The organism is Streptomyces sp. DSM 15324, from assembly GCF_001514285.1.
Lineage (GTDB): Bacteria > Actinomycetota > Actinomycetes > Streptomycetales > Streptomycetaceae > Streptomyces.
In genome coordinates, this window is sequence record NZ_KQ949025.1 from 342562 (window position 1) to 366050 (window position 23489).

Consider the following 23489-nt stretch of genomic DNA (forward strand, 5'->3'; position numbering starts at 1 on the left):
CGTCATGGGCAGTCACGATGGTGGTGGCTCCTCGTCGAGGGCGGAGGGTCAGGGGCAGCGGGTCCTGATACCGGCATCGACCCGGCATTGGCCCGCCATTGACCCGGCATCGGCGTGGATGTTAGACAGCGATGAGCGACATACGCAACGCTCGTTGCAGAGAATGCAATGACACAGGACCCCGCACTCGACCAGGGAGGCCTCGTGCCCGGTAAGGAAGCGCTCGCCCGACTCGCGGAGGAGGCAGTCGACCACCGCTTCAAGGGCCTCCCGCCGGACGCCGACGGCCTCACCGTCGCCGAGCTGACCGCCCAGCACCGCAACCTCTTCACCGACGGCTTCACGACCCCGGTGCTCGCCCTCTCCGCCGAGCGCCTGGAACACAATCTGCGCCTGATGGAGACGTACGCGACCCGGCACGGTCTCGCGTTCGCCCCGCACGGCAAGACGACCATGGCCCCCCAGCTCTTCCGGCGCCAGCTCGACTACGGCGCGTGGGGCATCACGCTCGCCGTCCCGCACCAGGTGCGGGTGGCACGGGCGTACGGCGTCGAGCGGGTCTTCCTCGCGAACGAGCTGGTGGACCCGGCGGCCCTGCGCTGGATCTCCGGACAGCTCGACGCCGACCCGGACTTCCGTCTCGTCTGTTACGTCGACTCCGTGCGCGGGGTCGAGCTGATGGACGCGGCGCTGGCCGGGGCCGCCCGCCCGCTGGACGTCGTCGTCGAGCTCGCCGCCGGGGAGGGCGCCCGCACCGGGGTCCGTACGGAGGCGGAGTGCGCGGCCGTCGCGGACGCGGTGGGCGCCGCCGCGACCCTCAGACTGGTGGGGGTCGCGGGGTACGAGGCCGAGGTCCCGCGGGCCGACGAGGAGCGGGTGCGGGCCTGGCTGCGCCGACTGGTGGCGCTCGCCGCCGACTTCGACAAGGCGGGGCGGTTCGCGGGGGTGCCGGAGATCGTCGTCAGCGCGGGCGGGAGCGCCTGGTTCGACACGGTCGCCGAGGTGTTCGCCGAGATTCCCGAGCTGTCCTCCCCCGTGCTGAAGCTGCTGCGCTCCGGCGCGTACGTCTCGCACGACGACGGCCACTACCGCCGGCTCACCCCGTTCAACCGGGTGCCGGAGGAGGGTGCGCTGGAGCCCGCGTTCCGGCTGTGGACGCAGGTCGTCTCCCGGCCCTCCCCCGACCAGGCGTTCGTGAACGGCGGCAAGCGGGACGCCGCCCACGACCTGGACCTGCCGTTCGCCATGGTGGTCCGGCGCGACGGTACGGAGCGCCCCGCCACCGGGGTGTCGGTCACCGCCCTGTCCGACCAGCACGCCTGGCTGCGCACCACCGAGGAGGCGGACGTGGAGGTCGGCGACTGGGTCGGGCTCGGGCTGTCCCATCCGTGCACGTCGTTCGACAAGTGGCCGCTGATCCCGGTCGCGCGGGCGGACGGCACGGTCGTCGAGTACATCCGTACGTTCTTCTGATCCATCCGTACGTTCCCCCGAGCGGAGGGCCGGGCGTGGAAGACCTCGTCATCCGGGACGCGGACGTCGTCGACGGCAGCGGCGCGGACTCCTACCGCGCGGACGTGGTGGTCGACGACGGCAGGATCGTCGCGATCGTCCAGGAGGCCGCGGCCGCGGGCTGCCAACGGCCCAGGGCGGTACGGGAGCTGGACGCGGAGGGGCTGGTCCTCTCGCCCGGCTTCATCGACATGCACGCGCACAGCGACCTGGCCCTGCTGCGCGACCCCGACCACAGCGCCAAGGCCGCGCAGGGGGTGACGCTGGAGGTCCTCGGCCAGGACGGGCTGTCGTACGCCCCGGTCGACGACCGCACGCTGGGCGAGGTCCGCCGGGCCGTCGCCGGCTGGAACGGCACCGGCGACGACATCGACTTCGACTGGCGCTCGGTGGGCGGGTACCTGGACCGGCTCGACCGGGGCATCGCGGTGAACGCGGCCTACCTCGTCCCGCAGGGCACGGTCCGCGCCCTCGTCGTCGGCTGGGAGGACCGCCCGGCCACGCCCCGCGAGCTGGACCGGATGCGGCACCTGGTGGCGGAGGGGCTGGAACAGGGCGCGGTCGGACTGTCGTCGGGGCTGACGTACACCCCCGGCATGTACGCCGGGAACGCCGAACTGAGGGAGCTGTGCCGGGTGGCGGCCCGGCACGGCGGCTACTACTGCCCCCACCACCGCAGTTACGGGGCGGGCGCGCTGGAGGCGTACGCGGAGATGGTGACGCTGGCCGGCGAGGCGGGGTGCGCCCTGCACCTCGCCCACGCCACCATGAACTTCGGGGTGAACCGGGGGCGCGCGCCGGACCTCATGGAGCTCCTCGACCGGGCGCTCGACGCCGGCGCCGACATCACGCTCGACACCTATCCCTACACGCCCGGCTGCACGACGCTCGTGGCCCTGCTGCCGAGCTGGGCGAGCGAGGGCGGCCCCGGGGAGATCCTGCGCCGCCTCGCCGACGACGACACCGCCGAACGGATCCGCCACGACCTGGAGGTGACCGGCGCGGACGGCTGCCACGGGGTGCCGGTGGACTGGGACACCGTCGAGATCTCCGGGGTGACCGACCCGGCGCTGGGCGGCTTCGTCGGCCGTACCGTCCGTGAGTCGTCCGCCCTGCGCGGGGAGGCCCCCTGGGAGACGGCCCGCCGACTGCTCCTCGACGACGGCCTCGGCCCGACGATCCTTCAGCACGTGGGCCACGAGGAGAACGTCCGGACCATCATGCGCCACCGCGTCCACACGGGCGGCTCGGACGGTGTCCTGCACGGCGCCAAGCCCCACCCGCGCGCCTACGGCACCTTCCCGCACTACCTCGGCCACTATGTGCGGGAGTTGGGCATCCTGTCCCTGGAGGAGTGCGTGGCCCATCTGACCGGCCGTCCGGCGGCCCGCCTGCGCCTGCCCGACCGGGGCCTGGTGCGCGAGGGGTACCGCGCCGACCTGGTCCTGTTCGACCCGGCGACGGTGGCGGCGGGCGCGACGTACGCCGCCCCGCGCACCCTGCCGACGGGCATCCCGCACGTCCTGGTCGACGGCCGTTTCGTGATCGAGGACGGCCGCCGCACGGACGTACTGGCGGGCCGGGCCGTCAGACGCACCCCGCTGTGAGCCGCCCGCTGCCGGGGGCGCGGGGAACCGCTCGGCCGGCCCCCACGCACCCGCGGCCGACGTCAGGGCACTACGGCTTGGGAAGCACGCAGGCGGCGGCGCTCAGGTTGAGCTGGTTGCCCGTCGTGAAGCACGCGGGGATCTGGTAGATCTCCTGCGCGTAGTTGATGCCCTTGCGCACGGTGACGGTGCCGCTCTCACTGACCTCGCAGGGGTTGTTCTCCGTGCAGGTCGCGCCGTCCTCATTGCCCGTGTTGTTGACGGCGACGACCTTGCCGGTGGACTGGTCGATCACCGGCGAGCCGGAGGTGCCGCCGATGGTCTGGCAGGCCGAGGTGTAGCGGACGGAGTCCTTCCAGGTCCAGTCGCCCTCCTTGAGGCGGTAGACGAACCCGTCGACGTTGCAGGAGTAGAGCCTCTTCCAGTAGCCGGAGGCCACGGTGATGGCGGTGCCCGCGGTGGGGTGGGTGTCCTGCACGGTCAGCGCGGAGATCCCGTACGCATTCTTGATCGTCGCGTAGCTGCTGGTGAGCTGGTAGATCGACACGTCCGTGTCGGTCATCGTCGCGTAGGCGAGCTTGCCGGCGCGCAGGGTCGCGACCCGGGTGCCGGAGGAGTTGAGCAGGCCGAAGGTCCGGGTGGAGGTCTGGTTGGTGATGACCTCGCCCGGGTCCAGGAAGCCGGACGTCAGGCAGTGGCCGTTGCTGAGGACCAGCGCCGGGTCGGTGTCCAGGGAGTTCGGGAAGCGGATGACCGATCCGGAGCAGTTGCTGAGCGCGACGGTCCCGGCGAGGGAGACGGCCTGAAGCGTGGGTGCGGCCGCCTTGGTGTCCGCCTTGGTGTCCGCCGTCGCGGCGGGGGCCGCGACGGCCGGTGCCGCTCCGATCCCGGCGATGGCCAGGGCGGTGAGCGCGGCGACGAGAGGCTTTCTCATGTGGGGGTCCCCTCTTACGACGAGGCGACCGGAGATCTTCCGGCCGCCCGCTGTTTTGTCATGTGCATTCTTAGTACGGATGCACCGAGGGGCAAGCGGCTATTTCCGGCCGCGAGTTGGCGGGATCCCACGCCTTACTTAAACGGAACACGGTTCCGTATATTAAGCGGGACACCGTTCCGCTTCTGGAGGCACGCCCTCATGCGCGCATCGACCCGCCCCTCGCCCACCCCCGTCGTCTCGGTCGGCCCCCTCACCCTGTCCACCCCGGACCGGCCCGTGGATCTCCAGGTGCGCGTCTCGGCGCCCCTGACCGGGGACGACCTGCCGGTCGTCCTCCTGTCGCACGGCCAGGGCCACTCGCACCACCTCTCCTCCCTGAACGGCTACGCGCCGCTCGCCCACCACTGGGCGGCGCACGGCTTCGTGGTCGTCCAGCCCACGCATCTGAGCTCCCGGAGCCTGGCCCTGGCCCCCGACACCCCCGGGGCGCCCCTGTTCTGGCGTTCCCGCGCCGAGGACATGAGCCTGATCCTCGACCGGTTCGACGAGATCGAGGCCGCCGTTCCACAGCTCGCGGGGCGCCCCGACCGGGACAGGGTCGCCGTGGCCGGGCACTCGATGGGCGGTCACACCGCGAGCCTGCTGCTGGGCGCCCGGCTCACCGATCCGGACGACGGGACGGAGGTGGACCTGAGCGAGCCGCGCATCAGGGCGGGCGTCCTGATGGCCTCGGTCGGCCGGGGCGGCGACGCCCTCACCCCGTTCGTGACCGAGAACTGGCCCTTCTTCGCCACCACGGACTTCTCGAAGATGACCACGCCGGCGCTGGTGGTCGCCGGCGACCGGGACGACTCGGCGCACCTGACGGTCGCGGGCCCCGACTGGCACGCCGACCCCTACGTGCTCTCCCCTGGCCGCAAGTCCCTGCTCACCCTGTTCGGCGGGGAGCACGGGCTCGGCGGGGTCTCCGGATACGACGTCGCCGAGACCACGGACGAGAGCCCCGAGCGGGTGTCGGCGGTCCAGCACCTCACCTGGGCCTACCTGCGCAGCGAGCTCTACCCGGGAGATCCGTCCTGGCCCACGGCCTGCGAGCAGCTGACGACCGCCCCGAAGCCCGTCGGCCGCGTGGAGTCGAAGTAACCCACACCCCGAGGCAGCACCACAAAGCGACGAAGGCCCGCGGGAAACCACCCGCCCAAGCCCCCAAAGGGGCGCGGGGAACCGCACGACCAACCACAACGGCGCCGCGGCCGACCAACGACCCGCCCCACGACCCGCCCGACGACGCCGCGGCCGACCGAACGCCGCGAAGGGGCGACGGGCCGCGGGAAACCGCCGGCCCTAGCCCCCAAAGGGGCGCGGGGAACTGCGCGATCAACCACAACGGCGCCGCGGCCGACGAACAACCCACCCGCGGAGCGCCGACGGTCAGTGGGACTTGCCCCCGCCCTTCCCCCGCCCCCGCCCCTGGTTGCCCGCGCCGCCGGGGGTGCTCCAGGACCGGGTGACGGTCGCGGAGGGGGTGTCGGTCGCCGCCGGGGCGCTCGGCGTCGCGGCCGGGGCCGAGGAGGTGGCGGGGGGCGGGCCGGACGCCGTAGAGCCGGAGGACGGGGAGACGCCCGCGCCGGAGGAGGACGGCTCGCCGGCCGACGAGGGCGTACCGCTCGGGGCGTCCGACGGGCTCACCGGGTCGTCGGGCGCGGAGCGGGTGTCGCCGCGCTCCCCCTTGCCCCCGCTCGGCGCGGCGCCCGAGGTGAAGGACATCCCGGCCACCAGCGCGGCCAGCGACACCGCGCCGACGGCCCCCGCCGCCACCGCCACCCGGCGCGAGCGCCCGCCGCCCGTGCGGCGCGCGGCGCGGCGGCGGTCCGCCCGGCCGCCCGCCACCGGCTCCCCCGCGGGCCCGTCGGCCGGCGGGGCGGGCACCGCGGGAAGTCGCTGGGTCTCGTCGTACGCGTTCTGCCACCCGTGCGCGGTCGCCGGGTCGGCGTACCGCTCGTACGACGCCGGGGCGGACCCGGCGTCCGGGTGGAACACGATCGGCCGCACCCGGGGTGCGCCGCTCTCGCCTGGCCTGGACATGGCCGCGCATTGTAGGGAGAGGTGCGGCCCGTCGGACAGTGACCGGCGATAACGGACCAAATCACCCGTCTCGCGTGGTGGAAAACACGCCCCACGGGGCGTAACCGGGCCGTAAGCTCCCTGACATGCAGGTGATCCAGTCGACGAAGCTCGCCAACGTCTGTTACGAGATCCGGGGCCCGGTTCTCGAGGAGGCGATGCGCCTGGAGGCGGCGGGGCACCGCATCCTCAAGCTCAACACCGGCAACCCGGCCGCCTTCGGCTTCGAGGCCCCGCCGGAGATCCTGGAGGACGTCCTCCGCAACGTCTCCACGGCGCACGGCTACGGCGACGCCAAGGGCCTGCTCGCCGCGCGCCGCGCGGTCGTCATGCACAACCAGACCCTCGGCATCGAGACGGACGTCGAGCACGTCTTCATCGGCAACGGCGTCTCCGAGCTGATCGTGATGGCGATGCAGGGCCTGCTGGACGACGGTGACGAGGTGCTCGTGCCGTCGCCGGACTACCCGCTGTGGACCGCCGCCGTGTCGCTGTCCGGCGGTACGGCCGTGCACTACCGCTGTGACGAGCAGTCGGACTGGATGCCCGACCTCGCGGACATCGAGCGCAAGGTCACCGACCGCACCAAGGCGATCGTCATCATCAACCCCAACAACCCGACGGGCGCGGTGTACGACGAGGCGATGGTCCGGGGGCTGACCGACATCGCCCGGCGCCACAATCTGCTCGTCTGCTCCGACGAGATCTACGACAAGATCCTCTACGACGGCGCCACGCACACGCCGACCGCCTCGGTGGCCCCGGACCTGCTGACACTCACCTTCAACGGGATGTCGAAGGCCTACCGGGTGGCCGGCTACCGGGTCGGCTGGATGTCGATCTCGGGCCCGCGCGCCCACGCCGACTCCTACATCGAGGGCCTGACGATCCTGGCGAACATGCGGCTGTGCGCCAACATGCCGGGCCAGCACGGCGTGGTGGCCGCGCTCAGCGGACGGCAGTCCATCAACGACCTGGTACTTCCGGGCGGGCGGCTCAAGGAGCAGATGGACACGGCGTACGAGCTGCTGACCCGGATCCCGGGCGTGACCTGTGTCCGCCCGAAGGGCGCGCTGTACCTCTTCCCTCGCCTGGACCCGACCGTCTTCAAGATCAAGGACGACCGGCAGATGGTCCTGGACCTGCTGCGCCAGGAGAAGATCATGGTCGTCCAGGGCACCGGCTTCAACTGGCCGGAGCCGGACCACTTCCGGGTGGTGACCCTGCCGACGGCGACGGATCTGCGGGACGCGATGGGCCGGATCTCGCGCTTCCTGGACGGCTACGGCCAGCCCTGATCCCGGCGGGCTCACCCTGCGTAGGGGCCGTACCCCTGTTCTGTGAACAGCTCAACTTTAGACGAAATCTAAGCTAGGATGGCTTCCTGTCAGAGCACAGGAGGCCATCCTCATGTACGAGCCGAACCGCGCCCCTTCCTCTCCCAAGGGGTCCGCCCACAGCACGATGGCCGGCACCACGCCCGACTTCCCCCACCGCTCCCGCGAGGAGGAACTGGACATCCAGCTCGCCGGACACCTCTCGGCCCTGCTCGCCGTCACCGACGAGCTGCGCGGGCCGGCCCCCTCCGCCGACCTCGACGGCGCGGCCGCACGGCTCGCCCAGCAGGTCACCCGGCTGCGGGGCGGACGGACTCCGGCCCGCGCCGCGGCGTCCACGGCCCGCGAGCCCCGGCTCTCGGCACTGCACCAGCGGGCGCACTCCCTCGCGGGCCGCGCCCTGGTCGTCGCCGCGTCCCGCGCGGACACGACGGCGGCGATCCTCGCGGCGGAGCGCATGGAGGCCCATGCCGCCGCGCTGGCGGAGGAGCAGGAGCTGAGCACCGCCGGCTGACCCCACGGGGTCCCCCAGACGGCCCCGGTCCGCGTGCACCCGCAGCGACGCGCGGACCGGGCGCCATATTTTTTTTGCCGCCTTGTCCCCCTTTTTGTTGTCCCCTTGTTCGCTCCACCCGCATGCGGATTCTTCGCCCGCCTGCATTCGGGCATTCGGGCATTCGGGCATTCGGGCATTCGGGTGGACCGCGCGCTCCCCGTGCCCGCGCACACCTGTGCCACCGGCACCGCCTCGTAACGTCGATGCGGTGAAACGCAGGCAATTGTTGGTAGTGCTCTCCGGTGCGGCTGCAGTTGCCACCGGACTGCTGTCGTGGTCGGTCCTGGCGTGTGCGGCGGCCCTCCCGGACGCCGGGACGCCGTCGGCGAAACGGACTCCCCCGAGCGCCGATGCCCTGCTGCAGGCGGGCATCGCGGCGCAGCAGAACCACGATCCCCAAGGCGCTTCCCGGTTCTACGGCGTGGTCCTCGCCCTGGACCCGCGGAACAAGGCCGCCTGGTACAACCTGGGCGTCATCGCGCACCAGGACGGCCGGACCGCCGATGCCCGCAGGGCCTACGAGAAGGCCCTGAAAATCGATCCGGCATTTCCCTCGGCCCTCTACAACGAGGCACTCCTGCTGAAAGCCGGCGACCCCGATCTCGCGATGGGACTTCTGGAAAGGGCCGTCGGCGCGGATCCCTCGGCGGCCACGGCCCATCTGCATCTCGGGGACCTCTGGGTCCGCAAGAACCGGAAGCAGGAGGCCGCCGAGGAATACCGCAGCGCGGTGGCTGCCGACCCCGCACTCCTCTCCCAGGTACCGGAGCCGTTCCGGACATCCCTGCGCCCCGCACCCGCACCGAGCACGGCAGGGAGTCCCCGATGACGCCGAACGACCGCACGGTACGGACGCTGGCCGTGTACACCCTGCTGGCGACCGCCCTCGCCGCCCGGATCTTCCTGCTGCCCTACGAGTCGGGCGACTACGTCACCTTCCTCGACCCCTGGTACCGGCACCTGGTCAGCCACGGCGGCTTCGCCGCCCTCGCCGACCCCGGTTTCTCCGACTACAACGTGCCCTATCTCTATCTGCTCGCCGGACTGACCTATCTGCCCGTGCCGGCGCTGGCCGGCATCAAGGGGATCTCGGTCCTGGCCGATCTGGCGCTGGCGTACTACGCCTTCCGGATCGTCGCCCGGCTGCGCCCCGCCTCCCCCCGCGCGGCCTACGGCGCGGCGGCGGCGGTGCTCCTGCTGCCGACCGTCGTCACCAACAGCGGCTGGTGGGGTCAGTGCGACGGGCTCTACGCGGTGTTGCTCCTCGGCGGGATCCACCATCTGCTGGTTCGGCGGCCGTGGTGGGCGTGCGCCTTCTTCGGGATCGCGCTGGCGGTCAAGTTCCAGGCCGTGTTCCTCTTCCCGTTCCTGCTGGTCATGGTGGTACTGGGACGGGTGCCGTGGCGGAGCCTGCTGGCGGTTGTCGGGGTGTACCTCGCCCTCGACGTCCCGGCGCTGCTGCTGGGCGCCGATCCCTGGCGGCTGCTGACGGTCTATGCGCGGCAGACGGGGACGTACCAGATGCTGTCCCTGCACGCGCCGTCCGTCTACGAGTTCGTCTCGGTGCCCGGGGACACCGGTCCGGTCCGCACGGCGGGTGTGCTGGTCGCCGGGGTGGTGGTGACGGCCCTGGTCGCGCTCACGGCCTGGACCCTGCGGGGCGGCCGGCCCGGCACGGCGGATCCCGTGCCCGTGCTCACGGACACCCGGATCGTGCTGCTGGCCGCCTGCTCCTCGGTCCTGGTGCCGTTCCTGCTGCCCTCGATGCACGAGCGGTACTTCTACGTCGCGGACGTGCTCACGGTGGTGGCCGCGTTCGCCCTGCCCCGTCAGCTCTGGTACGTACCGGTGCTGGTGCAGCTCGCCTCGTTCGGCAGCTATCTGGTGGTCGTCAACGCGACCCTGGCCCCGTATCTGTCCATGGCCGCGCACGCCGCCCTGATGCTGCTGGCGGTGGTGGCCCTGGTGCGGACGACCGTCCTGGAACTGCGCCGCCCGCCCGGCGCGCCCGCCCCGCTGCTCAGCCCGACCGCGGCCGGGCCGGCCCGGACGTGACCGCCGCGGCCGGGGCGGTGGCGGCGGCGGTGTCGTCGGCGACGTAGTAGGTCGGCCGCCGCTGCACGGCGGTGTAGATGCGGCCGATGTACTCGCCGACCACCCCCAGGCAGATGAGCTGGACGGAGCCGACGAAGAGCACCGCGATGATCAGGGAGGTCCAGCCGCGGGTGGTGTCGCCCGCGGCGTACACGGCCAGGGTGTACGCGAGCATGCCGAGGCAGACGGCGAAGGCGAGCACGCCGAGCCAGACGGCGAGCCGCAGCGGGGCGACGGAGAAGCCGATGACGCTGTCGACCGCGAGCAGGACCATCTTGCGCAGCGGGTACTTGGTACGGCCGGCGACCCGGGGGTCCCGGCGGTAGGTGACCTCCCCGCTGGGGAATCCGAACCAGGGCATGAGCAGCCGGTACACCTGCGGCTGGTCGGGCAGGGCCTTCAGGGCGTCGAGGGCCTCGCGCGACAGCAGGCGGAAGTCTCCCGCCTGGGCCGAGACATGACCGCCGACCACCCGGCGCACGAGCCAGTAGTAGGCGCCGGCGCTGCGGCGTTTGAAGCCGGTGTCGCTGGAGCGGTTGCCGCGCACGCCGTAGACGATGTCGAGGTGCCGGGAGCGGGCCAGGGCGAGCATCTCGGGGATCTTCTCCGGGGGGTCCTGGAGGTCGGCGTCGAGGCTCGCCGTGTAGCGGCCGCGGGCGTGGTGCAGTCCCGCGGTCAGCGCGGCCTGGTGTCCGCTGTTGCGGCGCAGCCGCACCACCCGCAGCTGGGGCCAGTCGGCGCGCAGCCGGGTGAGTCGACCGACCGTCCCGTCCGTGGAACCGTCGTCGACGGCGACCACCTCGTACGTCTCTCCCGTCCCGTCGAGCACCGGCCGCAGCCGCGCCGCCAGGGCCGGAAGTGCCTCTTCCTCGTTGAACATCGGAATGACCACCGACAGCTCGACCGACCGCTCGGCCGATGACGCGATCGATGACGCACCTGATGACGCGACTGATGACATGCGGACCCCAGCCTCATGCTCACTTACGGTAGTATTTGCTTACTTACCGTACGATGCTGGAATGGCTCAGCGCGTAGAGACACACGCACCCCGCACCGCAGGGGTCGCCCGGCAGCTTCCCGTGTTCGCGGTGATCGGCGTGCTGTCCACGCTGGCCCACCTCGGGCTGTTCACGCTGCTGCGGCCGGTGCTGGACGCGCAGCTCGCCAATCTGGTCGCCCTCTTCACCACGGCCGTGGCGAACACCGCCGCCAACCGCCGGTTCACCTTCCGCGTCCGCGGCAGGGAAGGGGTCGCCCGGCACCAGCTCCAGGGGCTGGTGGCCTTCCTCGCCGGGCTCGCGCTCAGCAGCGGCGCCCTCGCCCTGGTGCACCGGACGGTGTCGGACGCGCCGCGCGTGGAGATCGCCGCGCTGGTCGTGGCCAACGGGACGGCGACGATACTGCGCTTCACCCTGCTGCGCTGGTGGGTGTTCGCGAAGGCCTCCTGAACGGGCGAGGGCCTGTCGCCTCCTCCCCGTCGGGGCGGACGGGGTGGTGACGACAGGCCCGGGACTCCCCACGCCGTTGTGCGGAGCCTCGCCGGTCTGTGGTGCTGTCACCGCGGCCGGCCGTGACGACATGCTGGTCAGGGCTCGATCGGCAGCCGACCGCGGCGTTCGTGGAGGGCGTCAGCCCAGGCGCTGCACCAGGGCGTGGTACTCGTCCCACAGTTCCTTCGGGGTGTGGTCGCCGAAGGTGTTGAGGTGCTCGGGGACCAGGGCGGCCTCCTCGCGCCAGACCTCCTTGTCGACCGTGAGGAGGAAGTCCAGGTCGGCGTCGGCCAGGTCGAGGCCCTTGGTGTCGAGGGAGCCCTTGGCCGGCAGGATGCCGATCGGGGTCTCGACCCCCTCGGCGGTGCCGTCCAGCCGCTCGACGATCCACTTCAGGACGCGGCTGTTCTCGCCGAAGCCGGGCCAGACGAACGTGCCCTGGTCGTTCTTGCGGAACCAGTTGACGTAGTAGATCTTCGGAAGTTTCGCCTGGTCCTTGCCCTTGGCGACGTCCACCCAGTGACCCATGTAGTCGCCCATGTTGTAGCCGCAGAACGGCAGCATGGCGAACGGGTCGCGGCGCAGCTCGCCGACCTTGCCCTCGGCGGCGGCGGTCTTCTCGGAGGCGACGTTCGCGCCGAGGAAGACGCCGTGGTTCCAGTCGAAGGACTCCGTCACCAGCGGGACCGCGCTCGCGCGCCGGCCGCCGAACAGGATCGCCGAGATCGGCACGCCCCGGGGGTCCTCCCACTCGGGCGCGATGATCGGGCACTGCGAGGCCGGGACGGTGAAGCGGGCGTTGGGGTGGGCGGCCGGGACGCCCGCGGACGGGGTCCAGTCGTTGCCCTTCCAGTCGGTGAGGTGGGCCGGGGTCTCCTCCGTCATGCCCTCCCACCAGATGTCGTTGTCGTCGGTGAGGGCGACGTTGGTGAAGACGGAGTTGCCCCACAGCGTCTTCATCGCGTTGGCGTTGGTGTGCTCGCCGGTGCCGGGCGCGACACCGAAGAAACCGGCCTCGGGGTTGATCGCGTACAGGCGGCCGTCCTCGCCGAAGCGCATCCAGGCGATGTCGTCGCCGATCGTCTCCACGGTCCAGCCGGAGATGGTGGGCTCCAGCATGGCGAGGTTGGTCTTGCCGCAGGCGGAGGGGAAGGCGGCCGCGACGTACTTGGACTCGCCCTGCGGCGGGGTGAGCTTGAGGATCAGCATGTGCTCGGCCAGCCAGCCCTCGTCACGGGCCATGACGGAGGCGATGCGCAGGGCGTAGCACTTCTTGCCCAGCAGGGCGTTCCCGCCGTAGCCGGAACCGAAGGACCAGATCTCGCGGCTCTCGGGGAAGTGCGAGATGTACTTGGTGGAGTTGCACGGCCACGGAACGTCCGCCTGGCCCTCCGCCAGGGGTGCGCCGAGGGTGTGCACGGCCTTGACGAAGAAGCCGTCGGAGCCGAGCTCGTCTAGGACGGGCTGCCCCATGCGGGTCATGGTGCGCATGGAGACCGCGACGTAGGCGGAGTCGGTGATCTCGACGCCGATCGCGGAGAGGTCCGAGCCGAGGGGGCCCATGCAGAAGGGGACGACGTACATCGTCCGGCCGCGCATGGAGCCGCGGAAGATGCCCTGCTCGCCCGAGAAGATCTCGCGCATCTCGGCGGGCGCCTTCCAGTGGTTCGTCGGGCCGGCGTCCTCCTCCTTCTCGGAGCAGATGAACGTCCGGTCCTCGACCCGCGCGACATCGGTCGGGTCGGACGCGGCGTAGTAGGAGTTGGGGCGCTTGATCGGGTCGAGCCGCTTGAACGTGCCCTTCTCGACGAGCTCCCCGCACAGGCGCTCGTACTCGGACTCGGATCCGTCGCACCAGACCACGCTGTCCGGCTGGGTCAGTTCGGCGATCTCGTTGACCCACGAGATCAGTTCCTGGTGGTTGGTCGGGATGACGGTGGGAGTCGCGATGTCGCGCGCCACGATCGCTCCTAGATGAGGGGTTTTTTGTTGGAGGCCCCGTGGGGGCTGCGGCCCGGATGCCCAGCGACTGGATCTTCAGCGCTCATCCGGTGCCGACCGCACTCATCTGATCATCCGCCGCTCGCGCCCATCTGTCCAGAAGGCGTCACAACTGAGCGGAGTGAGGATCGCCACGCATAACCGCGCCTTTTTGCGTCCACTTGACGTTCAACAGAACATTCTTTGGAGTGAACTTTTCCCGGCTTTCAGTGCGGCGCCATGAGACGATGGCCACTCTTCGCCCTCGAACCTCCGAGACCGGCCCGTAACTTACGGCCCCGTCGGTACGATGCGGCCCATGACTGCGCCCGCCTCCGACGCGCCCACAGACACGCCGGCCGACGGCCGCGGTCCGCTCGGGCTCTCCCTGCCGCACGAGATCAAGCCGAAGCTCCGCGGCTGGCTGCATCTCGGCATGTTTCCGGCCGCGCTGATCGCAGGCCTGGTCCTCACGGCCCTGGCGGACTCCACCCGGGGCCGCATCGCCTGCGGTATCTACGCCTTCACCGCCTGCCTGCTGTTCGGCGTGAGCGCGCTGTACCACCGGGGGAACTGGAACGCCCGCATGGACGGGATCCTGCGCCGCCTCGACCACGCGAACATCTTCCTGATCATCGCGGGCACCTACACCCCGCTCACCCTGCTGCTCCTGCCGGACTCCAAGGGACAGTGGCTGCTGTGGGGCATCTGGGGCGCGGCGCTCGCGGGCATCGCGTTCCGGGTCTTCTGGGTCGGCGCCCCGCGCTGGCTCTACACCCCCTGCTACATCGCGATGGGCTGGGCGGCCGTCTTCTTCCTGCCGGACTTCATGCGCACCGGCGGTATCGCGGTCCTGGTCCTCGTCGTCGTCGGCGGGGTGCTCTACAGCGCGGGCGGCGTGATCTACGGCATCAAGCGACCCAACCCCTCACCTCGGTGGTTCGGCTTCCACGAGGTCTTCCACTCGCTCACGCTCGCCGCGTTCGTCGTCCACTATGTCGGCATCTCGCTGGTGGCGTACCAGCACGCGTAGCGTCGTTTTTCAGCCTTCTCAGGGCCACGGCTTGCGAGCCGTGGCCCTTTTGCATGCCCGCCACCCACCCCAGGGAGGATTGACAGCAGGTACATTTTGAGAGCTACTCTCATTTCATGGCTACTGTCACGAACGCTTCCGGGGCGGGGCGCGACCCCCGCCGCTGGTGGGCCCTCGCGGCCCTGGTCGCCAGCATGCTGACGCTCGGCTTCGACATGACGATCCTCAACGTGGCGCTCCCCACGATGGCGCGCGACCTCGGCGCCACCACCGGCGAGCAGCAGTGGATGGCGGACGCGTACGTCGTCGTCTTCGCGGCGCTGATGCTCCCCGCCGGCCTCCTCGGCGACCGCTTCGGCCGCCGCCGGATGCTGATCACCGGGCTCGGGATCTTCCTGGCCGGCTCGCTGATGGGCGCGCTCGCCGACGACGTGGACTGGGTCGTCGCGGCCCGCGCCGTCATGGGCGTCGGCGGCGCGCTCATCACCCCGCTCGCCCTGTCCGTCCTGCCCTCGCTCTTCGGCGCCGACGAGCGCACCAAGGCCGTCGGCGTCATCTCCGCCGCCTCCGCGCTCGGCCTGCCCCTCGGCCCGATCATCGGCGGCTGGCTCCTCGACCACTTCTGGTGGGGCTCGGTCTTCCTGGTCAACGTGCCGATGGCCGCGATCGGCATCACGGCCTGCGTCCTGCTGCTCCCCGAGACCCGCGACCCCGCCTCCCCCCGGGTCGACACCCTGTCCACCGCGCTCACCGCCACCGGCCTCGGCGCGCTCATCTACGCGATCATCGAGGCGCCCACCCGCGGCTGGGGCGACCCGCTGGTGCTCGGCATGTCCGGCGCGGCCGTGGCCCTGATCGCCGGCCTGGTGCTGCGCGAGCGGCGCGTCGAGCGGCCGATGCTCGACATGGCGCTGCTCGCCGACCGCGGCTTCCTGTTCAACGCGCTCGCCGCGACCGTGGTCATGTTCGTCCTGTCCGGCCTGATGTTCGTCCTGCCCCCCTACCTCCAGGCCGTCCTCGGCAACGACGCCCTCGGCACCGGCGTACGGCTGCTGCCGCTGATGGGCGGCCTGCTGGTCGCCTCCCGGGCCGCCCAGCCCGTCGTCGCCCGGTTCGGACCGCGTGCCGTCGTCAGCACCGGGCTGATGGTGCTGGCCTTCGCCGCGCTCCTCGGCACCCGTACGACGGTCGACTCGGGCTACGGCTTCACCGCGCTGTGGCTGTCGATCACCGGCTTCGGCTTCGGCTTCGCGGTCGTGCCCGCGATGGACGGCGCCCTCGGCGCCCTGCCCGCCGACCGGGCCGGCAGCGGCTCCGGGCTGCTGATGACCCTGCGCCAGGTCGGCGCCGCGATCGGGATCGCCCTGCTCGGCTCCCTGCTCTCGGCCGCCTTCCGCGACCGCCTCGACGTCACCGGACTGCCCGCCGGCGCCGCCGGCACCGCACGGGACTCCGTCGTCGCCGCGCACCTCGTCGCCGAGAAGGCGGGCTCCGCCCACCTCGCCGCCTCCGCGAACGACGCGTACGTGCACGGGATGACCCTGGCCCTGCTGGTGTGCGGGATCGCCGCCCTGGTCTCGGCCCTCCTGGCGGCGGCCTTCCTGCCGGGCACGAAGGCGGCCCGGCGCACCGACGGCGAACGGGCCGACGTGGCAGCGCACACGGCGGATGCCTGAGAATGAACCCCATGACGGCCGCCCGCACCTCCACCCCCGCCGACCGCCCGCCCCTGGGTCTGCGTGAGCGCAAGAAGATCAAGACGCGCGAGGCGATCCGCACCGCGACGTACACGCTGATCAAGGAGCAGGGGTACGACGCCACGACGATCGACCAGATCGCCGAGCGCGCCGAGGTGTCGCCGTCGACCGTCTTCCGCTACTTCCCCACCAAGGAGGACATCGTCCTCACGGACGAGTACGACCCGATCCTCGTGGAGGAGCTGCGGGCCCGCCCGGCGGACGAGCTGTGGACGCAGTCCGTCCGGTACGTGATGAAGGAGGCCGTACGCACCGGCATCGAGGAGGACCCCGAGGTGGCGCGTATCCGCACCCGGCTGCTCGTCGACGTCCCCGCGGTGCGCTCGCGCATGATGGAGAGCATGTCGGTCACCGGCCGGATGTTCGCCACGGCCGTCGCCGAGCGCACCGGCCTCCCCGCCGACGGCCTGGAAGTGCGCGTGTACACGATGTCCCTCATCGGCGGCCTGATGGAGACCTCGATGTACTGGGCCGAGCAGGGTCACCAGGGCGATCTCGCCGCGCTGCTCGACCGCACCCTGGACATCCTGCAGAACGGCCTGCCCCTCGAAAAGCCCTGAGCCGGGCCCGGCCCACCATGCCATCCTGACCAGGTGAACCCACCCGAGATCCACGTCGAAGTCGCCCCCGAGCTGGCCCTGTTCGTCCCGCACGCCCGCCGGACCGGCACCCATCCGCTCGCCGTCGACGGCGTCTCCACCCTCGGCCACGTCGTCGAGTCCCTCGGCGTCCCGCTGACGGAGGTCGGCACCCTCGTGGTCGACGGCCGCGAGGTGCCGGTCGCGCACATCCCGGCGGACGGCGAGCGGGTGACGGTCCGCCCGGTCGACCGCCCCCAGCAGGTGCCCGGCGCCCCGCTGCGGTTCCTCCTCGACGTCCACCTCGGCACCCTCGCCCGCCGGCTGCGCCTGCTCGGCGTGGACACGGCCTACGAGTCCACCGACATCGGCGACCCGGCCCTCGCCGCCCGTTCCGCCGCCGAGCAGCGGGTCATGCTCAGCCGCGACCGGGGCCTGCTGCGCCGGCGCGAGCTGTGGGCCGGCGCCTACGTCTACAGCACCCGCCCCGAGGACCAGCTCCACGACATCCTCGACCGGTTCCACCCGGACCTCGCCCCCTGGACCCGCTGCACCGCCTGCAACGGCCTGCTGCGCGGGGCCACCAAGGACGAGGTCGCCGACCAGCTCGCACAGGGCACCCACCGCTCCTACGACGTGTTCGCCCAGTGCGCCTCCTGCGGCCGCGCCTACTGGAAGGGCGCCCACCACCAGCAGCTGGAGGCGATCGTCGAGGACGCCCTGAGCATGCGCGCGCAGGAGAACTGAGGACGACGGCCCCTCCCCGCCGCGCCGCCGCGCGACAGGAGGTCCGACCGGGCGCGAGCCCCCTCAGTCGCCCAGCGCCGCGCGCAGCCGTTCCGGGTCGGTCGTCGGGGCGTCGCACGTGAAGTTGCGGCAGACGTACGCCGTCGGTTCGCCGTCCCGCAGCGGCCGGTCGGCGAGCAACGGGAACTCCTCGCTGCCGACCGTGCCGTACGCCACCACCGCCCCCGGCGCCGCGCCGAGCAGCGCCGTACGGAGCAGCGACTGCGCGGCCGGGTCGTCGAACGCGGCCGCCACGACGGCCACCTCGCGCGGCCCGTCCAGCAGCGCCTCGGCCACGGCGAGCCCCCACCCGATGAACCGGGGCACCCGCGGTCCCAGCGCCTTCACGACCCCGAGGGCCTTCTCCGCGGCGGTGCGGTGCGGCACCGAACCGGTGTGCGCGGCATAGCCCAGCAGCGCGCCGGCGGCGGCGGTCCAGCCGGAGGGCACGGCGTTGTCGGTCGGATCCTGCGGCCTGCGGATCAGCTGCTCGGCGTCGGCGGCCGTGTCGTACAGCGCCCCCGACTCCGGGTCGGCGAACCGGACGAGGACGTGGTCGAGCAGGAACCCGGCGAACTCCAGCCAGACCCCCTCCCCGGTGACCGAGGCCAGCGCGAGGAACCCCTCGGCGACATCGCCGTAGTCCTCCAGCACCCCGGCGTTCGCCCCGGCCTGCCCGTCCTTGCTGGTCCGGGAGAGCCGCGCCTGCTCGTCGAGGTGCAGCCGGACGAGGAGATCGGCGGCGCCCACGGCCGCGGCCACCAGGTCGGGGCGGTCGAAGTAGGCGCCGGTCTCGGCGAGGGCGGCGATCGCGAGCCCGTTCCAGGCGGCGACGACCTTGTCGTCCCTGCCGGGCGCGGGACGCCCGGCCCGCTTCGCCAGCAGCCGTTCCCTGATGCCGGCGATCTTCTCCGCGTCGAACACGCTGTCCTGCTGGGGCAGCCGCAGCACGGAGGCGCCCTCCTCGAAGGTGCCCTCCTCCGTGACCCCGAAGTAGTGCATGGCGATCCGCGCGTCCTCGGCGCCGAGCACCTCGGTCAGCTGCTCGGGCGTCCACACGTAGTACGCGCCCTCGACGTGCCTGCCGGTCCCGTCGTCGCTGTCGGCGTCCAGCGCCGAGGCGAAACCGCCCTCCGCGGTCCGCAGCTCCCGCACCATGAAGTCGGCCGTCTCCACGGCGACCCGCCGGGCGAGCTCGGAACCGGTGGCCCGCCACAGATGCGCGTAGGCCCGGCAGAGCAGCGCGTTGTCGTACAACATCTTCTCGAAATGCGGCACGGTCCAGTCGCGGTCGACCGAGTACCGGGCGAACCCGCCGCCGAGCTGGTCGTAGATCCCGCCCCGCGCCATCCGCTCACAGGTGTCCCGGGCCATCTGGAGCGCGCCCTCGGCGCCGGTGCGGGCGTGGTGCCGCAGCAGGAACTCCACCACCATGGACGGCGGGAACTTCGGCGCCCCGCCGAACCCGCCGCGCTGCGGGTCGTACTCGCGGGTCAGCCCCAGCAGCGCCTGCGACAGCTCCTGCTCCCCGGGCGGTTCGGCGTCCCCGAAGGAGATCTCCCGCTCCGACAGGTCCCGCACGATCTTCCCGGCGACCTCCGCGACCTCGTCCCGCCGCTCCGTCCACGCCTGCCGCACACCCTCCAGCACCTGCCGGAACGACGGCATGCCGTGCCGGGGCGCCGGCGGGAAGTACGTACCGAAGTAGAACGGCTCCGCGTCCGGCGTCAGGAACACCGTCATCGGCCACCCGCCCTGCCCGGTGGCGGCCTGCACCGCCTCCATGTAGACGGCGTCCACGTCGGGCCGTTCCTCCCGGTCGACCTTGACACTCACGAACCCCGCGTTGAGCTGCTCCGCGGTCTCCGCGTCCTCGAAGGACTCGTGGGCCATGACGTGGCACCAGTGGCAACTGCTGTACCCGACACTGAGCAGCACCGGGACCCCGCGCCGCCGCGCCTCCTCGAAGGCCTCCTCGGACCAGGGCCACCAGTCCACCGGATTGTCGGCGTGCTGGAGCAGATACGGGGACGTCTCATGGGCCAGTCGGTTCGGCATGGGGTCCATCCTGCCGCAGTACCCGGCGACGGGCAGCGGCCGCATGGGCGGTGTCCGATCGGAAACCCTCCGTAACCCTTCGCCCTCTCGCGCCACGGGGGTGTCCGCCGCACACTTGACCGGACGAACGCCGTGCCGCCGGAGGGGGACGGGACATGCGGGACAGTCACAAGGCAGAGGCAGAGCGATTGTTGGCGCGGGCCGTGGAGGAAGAGGTACGGCGGTCGGGCGGACGGGCCGACCGGCAGGTGCTGATGACCCGGGCGCGCGGGGCGCTGGAGGCGATGGCGCAGACCGCCGCCACGGAGTACGAGGCCTACGCCCGCGCCCTCGACGAACGCGCCGCCGGACAGGTCAGCTTCGCCCAGCGGTACGCCAAGGAGGGCGGCGGGCGGACTCCCTTACTCGTCGCGGGCGTTGCCGCCCTGACGACCGCGGTCGCCGACCTCGCGCTCGGCACCGGGCCCGGCACCGCCCTCGGGGCCGGGGTCGCGGTCGGCGTGGTCGGGGCCGCGACGACCGTGGTGAAGGTGGCCGGCGCGCATCTGCCGGCCGCCCACCACCAGGCCGGCCGGGCCGGACAGCCCGGCGGCGCCGAACAGTTACGGTTGCAGTGGCTGACGGCGCTGGAGGTACGAGGGATCCGCCCCTTCCTGGACCAGCAGCGGGTGCTGGACGCGACGACCGGGCCGCGGCCGGTCCACCCCCCGAAGACGCCCGGCCCGCAGCTGAAGGGCGCCGACAAGAGTGCGGCGGCACGCGGCCGGACCGTGCTGGAGCAGTCGTTCGGCCAGCTCCCGGAGCCGGTGGGCCCCCTCGCGGGACGGCGGTCGGAGCTGGCGCAGATCCGCCAGTGGGTGCAGTCGGCCCGGGCGAGCACCGAGACCAGGCCCACCGTCGTCGTGCTGCACGGCCCGCCCGGCAGCGGCCGCAGCGCACTCGCGGTACGCGCCGCACACGAGCTGCGCGACCAGTTCCGCGGCGCCTGCGTCGTCGATCTGCGCGGCGACAGCGCCCAGGGCACCCCGCTGGCCACCCGGGACGCCCTGCTGCACCTGCTGAACCGCCTCGGCGCGCCCCGCGAACAGCTCCTCTTCCGCGAGCGTTCGTCCCCGGACCAGCAGGTCAAGCGCCTCGCCGACCTCTACTACCAGCACCTCACCGGCCTGCCGGTCGTCGTCCTCCTCGACGACGCCGGCGACCCCGAGCAGGTGCGCACCCTCGTCCCCGAACGCTCCGACAGCCTGGTCCTGGTCACCGCCCGCGACCCGCTCGACCTCCCCGCCGAGCTGTCCGCCTGGGTCCACCGGCTCGCCGTACGGCCCCTTCAGGCCGCGGGCGCGGAGGAACTGCTGCGCGCCGCCGCCCAGGACACCTCCGCGCCCTACGACGCCGAATCCGCCGAACGGATCAGGGAGCTGTGCGGCGGGCTGCCGCTGGCGCTGCGGATCGCGGGCTCCTCGCTCGGCCCGCGCTCACCGCGCGCACTGGCCGCGGACCTCGGGGCGTACGGCCCGGTCGGACCCGTCGAGCGCGCCCTGTGGCTGCGCTACACCGACCAGCCCGAAGGCGCCCGCCGTCTGCTGCGGCGGCTGGCGCTGGCCGGACGGGCCTCACTGGGCGCCGCCGCGGCCGCCGCCCTCCTGGCCACCGACCGCACGGAGGCGACCCGGCAGCTGACCGCCCTCGCGAACGCCGGCCTGGTCGACCGGGTGCGCGGCGACCGCTACCGGCTGCACGACCTGGTCCGCGCCTTCGCCCAGGCCCGGCTGCTCGACGAGGAGGAGCACACCGAGCTCACCGCCGCCCAGGAACGCCTGATCGTCAGCTACGCCGAGCTCGCCGACTCCGTGCTGCGCCTGGTCGACGGCAACATGTCGACCCGCTCGGACCGGTTCACCCCGCACGGCTTCACCTCCCTCGACGAGGCCCTGCGCTGGCTGGACGACGAGTCGAGCTTCATCACCGCGACCCTGCGCCAGGCGGAGGGCGTGCACGAGACGGCCGTACTGAGCCTGCTGGGCGCGCTGTGCGACTATTGCCTGCTGCGCGGCGACCTCTACCGCCTCGGGGAGATCAGCGAGCTGGCCCAGTCGCTCGGCCAGGACCTGCTGGTGCGGTCCGTGCAGTGGCGCACGGGCATCGCGGCCCGCCAGCTCGGCGAGCTGGACAAGGCCCGCGCCACCCTGGCCTCGGTCGTCGACCTCTACCTCCAGGCCCACCATGACGCGGGCGCGGCCCGGGCCCTGTGCTCCCTGGGCATCACCCTGCACCACCAGGGCAACCTCACCGAGGCGGCGGCCCGGCTGCGGGAGGCGATGGACCTCCAGGCCGCTCCCGAGCTGGCCACCGACCGCGCCTGGACCATGCACGCCCTGGCCGCGGTGGAACGGGACCGGGCCCGGCTCGGCGAGGCGCTGGACCTGCTGACCCGCTCCCTGGTGCTGCACCGGGAGGGCGGTTCCGTGCACGGGGAGGCCTGGGCCCACTTCCAGCTCGGCCAGCTCAACCTGCGGCGCGGCGACGTCCGCGCCGCCGAGTCCGACCTGCGCCGCGCCCTCGATCTCTACGGCCGTACGCGCGACGAACGCGGTGCGGCCTGGGCGCTGACCCAGCTGGCCCGGGCCCGCATGATCGCCGGGGAACCGTCCGCCGCGGTGGAGGGACTGCGCGCGGCGGCGGCCCGGCACCGCGCCAACGAGGACGCCCGCGGCGAGGCCTGGACCGTGTACTACCTCGGCCTCGCCCTGGAGGAGACCGGTGACCTGGACAGCTCGGTCCGCGAACTCGAACGCTCCCGCTCCCTCTTCTCCCGGATGCGCGACGTCTACGGCCTGGCCTGTGCCCGCCACCACTCGGCGCGCGTCACCCGCGACCAGCGGGCCGCCCAGACCGGCTCGCTGCGCAACTCCGGTTTCGCCCGGCAGCTCCTGGTCGACGCGCGCGCCGACTTCCAGCGCATCGGGGTCTCCCACGGCGAGGCGTGGACCTGCCTGGAACTCGCGATCATCGAGGCGGGCAACGCCCGCGCCCAGCAGGCCCTGGCCCTGTGCGACGAGGCGGCGGGCCTGTTCTCCTCCTACGGCGACCGCCGCGGGGAGGACTGGGCCCGCTTCCTGCGCTGCACCCTCCTGCCGTACGGCGCCCCGGGCGGCGTGGAGGTCGGCACGGCCGTGGCCCAGGAGGAACTGGCCCAGCTCAGCCGCACGGCCCACCCCCTGCGGGACACCAAACTGTCCGAGTCCCTCGCCACCTACGCCGTCCTCCTGGAGCGCGGCATACGCCCGGAAACCGGTTGGCAGGCCTGGCGCCTCGGCCTGGTCCCGGGCCGCCATGAACGCGAGGTCATGGGCGTGGCGGTGAACGAGACGTAGATGCTCCGCCGGGCGGCACAACCTCGGCAGCCGACACGGTTCAGCTTCTTCGCCAGGCCATGCGACCGGGGCCCGCAGGCCCAGCAGCGGCAGGCTCCGGGCTGGCAGCGACAGAAGGGGGCACTTGGGCCGGCGGCGGCAGGACCGGGCCGCCTGCCCGGGGCGGCACAAGCCCCGGCATGCGGCCGGGGCCTGGGGCTCAGCAGCACGGTCTGGCTTGCCGGCCCGAGCATGCGGCACCTGGCCGGGAGGCAAGCTAGGGC

The 23489-nt window shown here is 72.4% G+C and carries 18 protein-coding genes; 13 read left to right on the forward strand and 5 right to left on the reverse strand.

Annotated elements, in window-relative coordinates; translation table 11 throughout:
* Positions 1-168 precede the first annotated feature (168 nt).
* The gene (locus AQJ58_RS11860) at positions 169-1473 is read left to right on the forward strand and encodes an amino acid deaminase (protein ID WP_199844570.1); all 1305 of its coding nucleotides are present in this window, start codon (positions 169-171) and stop codon (positions 1471-1473) included.
* 35 nt (positions 1474-1508) lie between these two features.
* Positions 1509-3119 carry an N-acyl-D-amino-acid deacylase family protein gene (locus AQJ58_RS11865; protein WP_067248575.1) on the forward strand — a complete coding sequence of 537 codons (1611 nt, stop codon included), beginning with the start codon at positions 1509-1511 and terminating at the stop codon, positions 3117-3119.
* 70 nt (positions 3120-3189) lie between these two features.
* Here the strand turns inward: AQJ58_RS11865 and AQJ58_RS11870 are convergent, their stop codons facing one another.
* On the reverse strand, positions 3190-4053 hold the full coding sequence (locus tag AQJ58_RS11870) for a S1 family peptidase (RefSeq protein ID WP_067248578.1): 864 nt from the start codon (positions 4051-4053) through the stop codon (positions 3190-3192).
* A 201-nt stretch (positions 4054-4254) separates the two neighbouring features.
* Between AQJ58_RS11870 and AQJ58_RS11875 the strand changes: the two genes are divergently transcribed.
* Positions 4255-5199, forward strand: a complete 945-nt coding sequence (locus tag AQJ58_RS11875; RefSeq protein WP_067248580.1) for an alpha/beta hydrolase family protein — start codon at positions 4255-4257, stop codon at positions 5197-5199.
* Positions 5200-5487: 288 nt separating this feature from the next.
* Here AQJ58_RS11875 and AQJ58_RS11880 read toward each other — a convergent pair whose 3' ends face one another.
* Positions 5488-6141 carry a hypothetical protein gene (locus tag AQJ58_RS11880; protein WP_067248583.1) on the reverse strand — a complete coding sequence of 218 codons (654 nt, stop codon included), beginning with the start codon at positions 6139-6141 and terminating at the stop codon, positions 5488-5490.
* A 125-nt stretch (positions 6142-6266) separates the two neighbouring features.
* On the opposite strand from AQJ58_RS11880, the gene AQJ58_RS11885 reads away from it, so the two are divergent.
* The 4 genes from AQJ58_RS11885 to AQJ58_RS11900 all read left to right on the forward strand — a co-directional run bounded on the left by AQJ58_RS11885 (position 6267) and on the right by AQJ58_RS11900 (position 10128).
* Positions 6267-7478 carry a pyridoxal phosphate-dependent aminotransferase gene (locus tag AQJ58_RS11885; protein ID WP_067248586.1) on the forward strand — a complete coding sequence of 404 codons (1212 nt, stop codon included), beginning with the start codon at positions 6267-6269 and terminating at the stop codon, positions 7476-7478.
* A 112-nt stretch (positions 7479-7590) separates the two neighbouring features.
* Positions 7591-8031 carry an SCO4983 family protein gene (locus AQJ58_RS11890; RefSeq protein ID WP_067248588.1) on the forward strand — a complete coding sequence of 147 codons (441 nt, stop codon included), beginning with the start codon at positions 7591-7593 and terminating at the stop codon, positions 8029-8031.
* A 250-nt stretch (positions 8032-8281) separates the two neighbouring features.
* Positions 8282-8902 carry a tetratricopeptide repeat protein gene (locus AQJ58_RS11895; protein ID WP_159056235.1) on the forward strand — a complete coding sequence of 207 codons (621 nt, stop codon included), beginning with the start codon at positions 8282-8284 and terminating at the stop codon, positions 8900-8902.
* A complete protein-coding gene (locus tag AQJ58_RS11900) occupies positions 8899-10128 on the forward strand; it encodes a glycosyltransferase 87 family protein (protein ID WP_067248594.1) in 1230 nt (409 codons plus the stop codon). The genes AQJ58_RS11895 and AQJ58_RS11900 overlap by 4 nt, the downstream gene beginning before the upstream one ends.
* On the opposite strand, the gene AQJ58_RS11905 is transcribed toward AQJ58_RS11900, so the two are convergent.
* Positions 10094-11047, reverse strand: coding sequence for a glycosyltransferase family 2 protein (locus tag AQJ58_RS11905; protein WP_067249668.1), 954 nt, complete (start codon positions 11045-11047; stop codon positions 10094-10096). The genes AQJ58_RS11900 and AQJ58_RS11905 overlap by 35 nt on opposite strands.
* A 142-nt stretch (positions 11048-11189) precedes the next feature.
* Between AQJ58_RS11905 and AQJ58_RS11910 the strand changes: the two genes are divergently transcribed.
* Positions 11190-11618, forward strand: coding sequence for a GtrA family protein (locus AQJ58_RS11910; RefSeq protein WP_234360025.1), 429 nt, complete (start codon positions 11190-11192; stop codon positions 11616-11618).
* 180 nt (positions 11619-11798) lie between these two features.
* Here AQJ58_RS11910 and AQJ58_RS11915 read toward each other — a convergent pair whose 3' ends face one another.
* A complete protein-coding gene (locus AQJ58_RS11915; RefSeq protein WP_067248600.1) occupies positions 11799-13622 on the reverse strand; it encodes a phosphoenolpyruvate carboxykinase (GTP) in 1824 nt (607 codons plus the stop codon).
* A gap of 337 nt (positions 13623-13959) precedes the next feature.
* Here AQJ58_RS11915 and trhA point away from each other — a divergent pair, with 337 nt between their 5' ends.
* From trhA to AQJ58_RS11935, 4 genes are all read left to right on the forward strand, one after another.
* Complete coding sequence (trhA, locus tag AQJ58_RS11920; RefSeq protein WP_067248603.1) at positions 13960-14673, forward strand: PAQR family membrane homeostasis protein TrhA; 714 nt, start codon at positions 13960-13962, stop codon at positions 14671-14673.
* A 116-nt stretch (positions 14674-14789) separates the two neighbouring features.
* Positions 14790-16349, forward strand: a complete 1560-nt coding sequence (locus AQJ58_RS11925) for a DHA2 family efflux MFS transporter permease subunit (protein ID WP_067248607.1) — start codon at positions 14790-14792, stop codon at positions 16347-16349.
* Between the two features lie 2 nt (positions 16350-16351).
* Positions 16352-16990 (forward strand): TetR/AcrR family transcriptional regulator, encoded by a 639-nt coding sequence (locus AQJ58_RS11930; RefSeq protein WP_067248609.1) that lies wholly within the window; start codon positions 16352-16354, stop codon positions 16988-16990.
* A gap of 33 nt (positions 16991-17023) precedes the next feature.
* A complete protein-coding gene (locus AQJ58_RS11935) occupies positions 17024-17755 on the forward strand; it encodes a Mut7-C RNAse domain-containing protein (RefSeq protein WP_067248612.1) in 732 nt (243 codons plus the stop codon).
* A gap of 63 nt (positions 17756-17818) precedes the next feature.
* On the opposite strand, the gene AQJ58_RS11940 is transcribed toward AQJ58_RS11935, so the two are convergent.
* A complete protein-coding gene (locus AQJ58_RS11940) occupies positions 17819-19852 on the reverse strand; it encodes a thioredoxin domain-containing protein (RefSeq protein ID WP_067249671.1) in 2034 nt (677 codons plus the stop codon).
* Between the two features lie 155 nt (positions 19853-20007).
* Here AQJ58_RS11940 and AQJ58_RS11945 point away from each other — a divergent pair, with 155 nt between their 5' ends.
* Entirely contained in the window at positions 20008-23226 is a 3219-nt protein-coding gene (locus AQJ58_RS11945; protein WP_067248615.1) for a tetratricopeptide repeat protein, read from the forward strand.
* The last annotated feature ends 263 nt before the right edge of the window (positions 23227-23489 follow it).

What these genes read in the sequence shown, in the direction of transcription:
- AQJ58_RS11860 (WP_199844570.1), top strand. Translation starts at nt 169, where the DNA reads ATGACACAGGACCCCGCACTCGACCAGGGAGGCCTCGTGCCCGGTAAG.
- AQJ58_RS11870 (WP_067248578.1), bottom strand. Translation starts at nt 4,053, where the DNA reads ATGAGAAAGCCTCTCGTCGCCGCGCTCACCGCCCTGGCCATCGCCGGG.
- AQJ58_RS11875 (WP_067248580.1), top strand. Translation starts at nt 4,255, where the DNA reads ATGCGCGCATCGACCCGCCCCTCGCCCACCCCCGTCGTCTCGGTCGGC.
- AQJ58_RS11880 (WP_067248583.1), bottom strand. Translation starts at nt 6,141, where the DNA reads ATGTCCAGGCCAGGCGAGAGCGGCGCACCCCGGGTGCGGCCGATCGTG.
- AQJ58_RS11885 (WP_067248586.1), top strand. Translation starts at nt 6,267, where the DNA reads ATGCAGGTGATCCAGTCGACGAAGCTCGCCAACGTCTGTTACGAGATC.
- AQJ58_RS11890 (WP_067248588.1), top strand. Translation starts at nt 7,591, where the DNA reads ATGTACGAGCCGAACCGCGCCCCTTCCTCTCCCAAGGGGTCCGCCCAC.
- AQJ58_RS11900 (WP_067248594.1), top strand. Translation starts at nt 8,899, where the DNA reads ATGACGCCGAACGACCGCACGGTACGGACGCTGGCCGTGTACACCCTG.
- AQJ58_RS11905 (WP_067249668.1), bottom strand. Translation starts at nt 11,047, where the DNA reads ATGTTCAACGAGGAAGAGGCACTTCCGGCCCTGGCGGCGCGGCTGCGG.
- AQJ58_RS11910 (WP_234360025.1), top strand. Translation starts at nt 11,190, where the DNA reads ATGGCTCAGCGCGTAGAGACACACGCACCCCGCACCGCAGGGGTCGCC.
- trhA (WP_067248603.1), top strand. Translation starts at nt 13,960, where the DNA reads ATGACTGCGCCCGCCTCCGACGCGCCCACAGACACGCCGGCCGACGGC.
- AQJ58_RS11925 (WP_067248607.1), top strand. Translation starts at nt 14,790, where the DNA reads ATGGCTACTGTCACGAACGCTTCCGGGGCGGGGCGCGACCCCCGCCGC.
- AQJ58_RS11930 (WP_067248609.1), top strand. Translation starts at nt 16,352, where the DNA reads ATGAACCCCATGACGGCCGCCCGCACCTCCACCCCCGCCGACCGCCCG.
- AQJ58_RS11940 (WP_067249671.1), bottom strand. Translation starts at nt 19,852, where the DNA reads ATGCCGAACCGACTGGCCCATGAGACGTCCCCGTATCTGCTCCAGCAC.
- AQJ58_RS11945 (WP_067248615.1), top strand. Translation starts at nt 20,008, where the DNA reads ATGCGGGACAGTCACAAGGCAGAGGCAGAGCGATTGTTGGCGCGGGCC.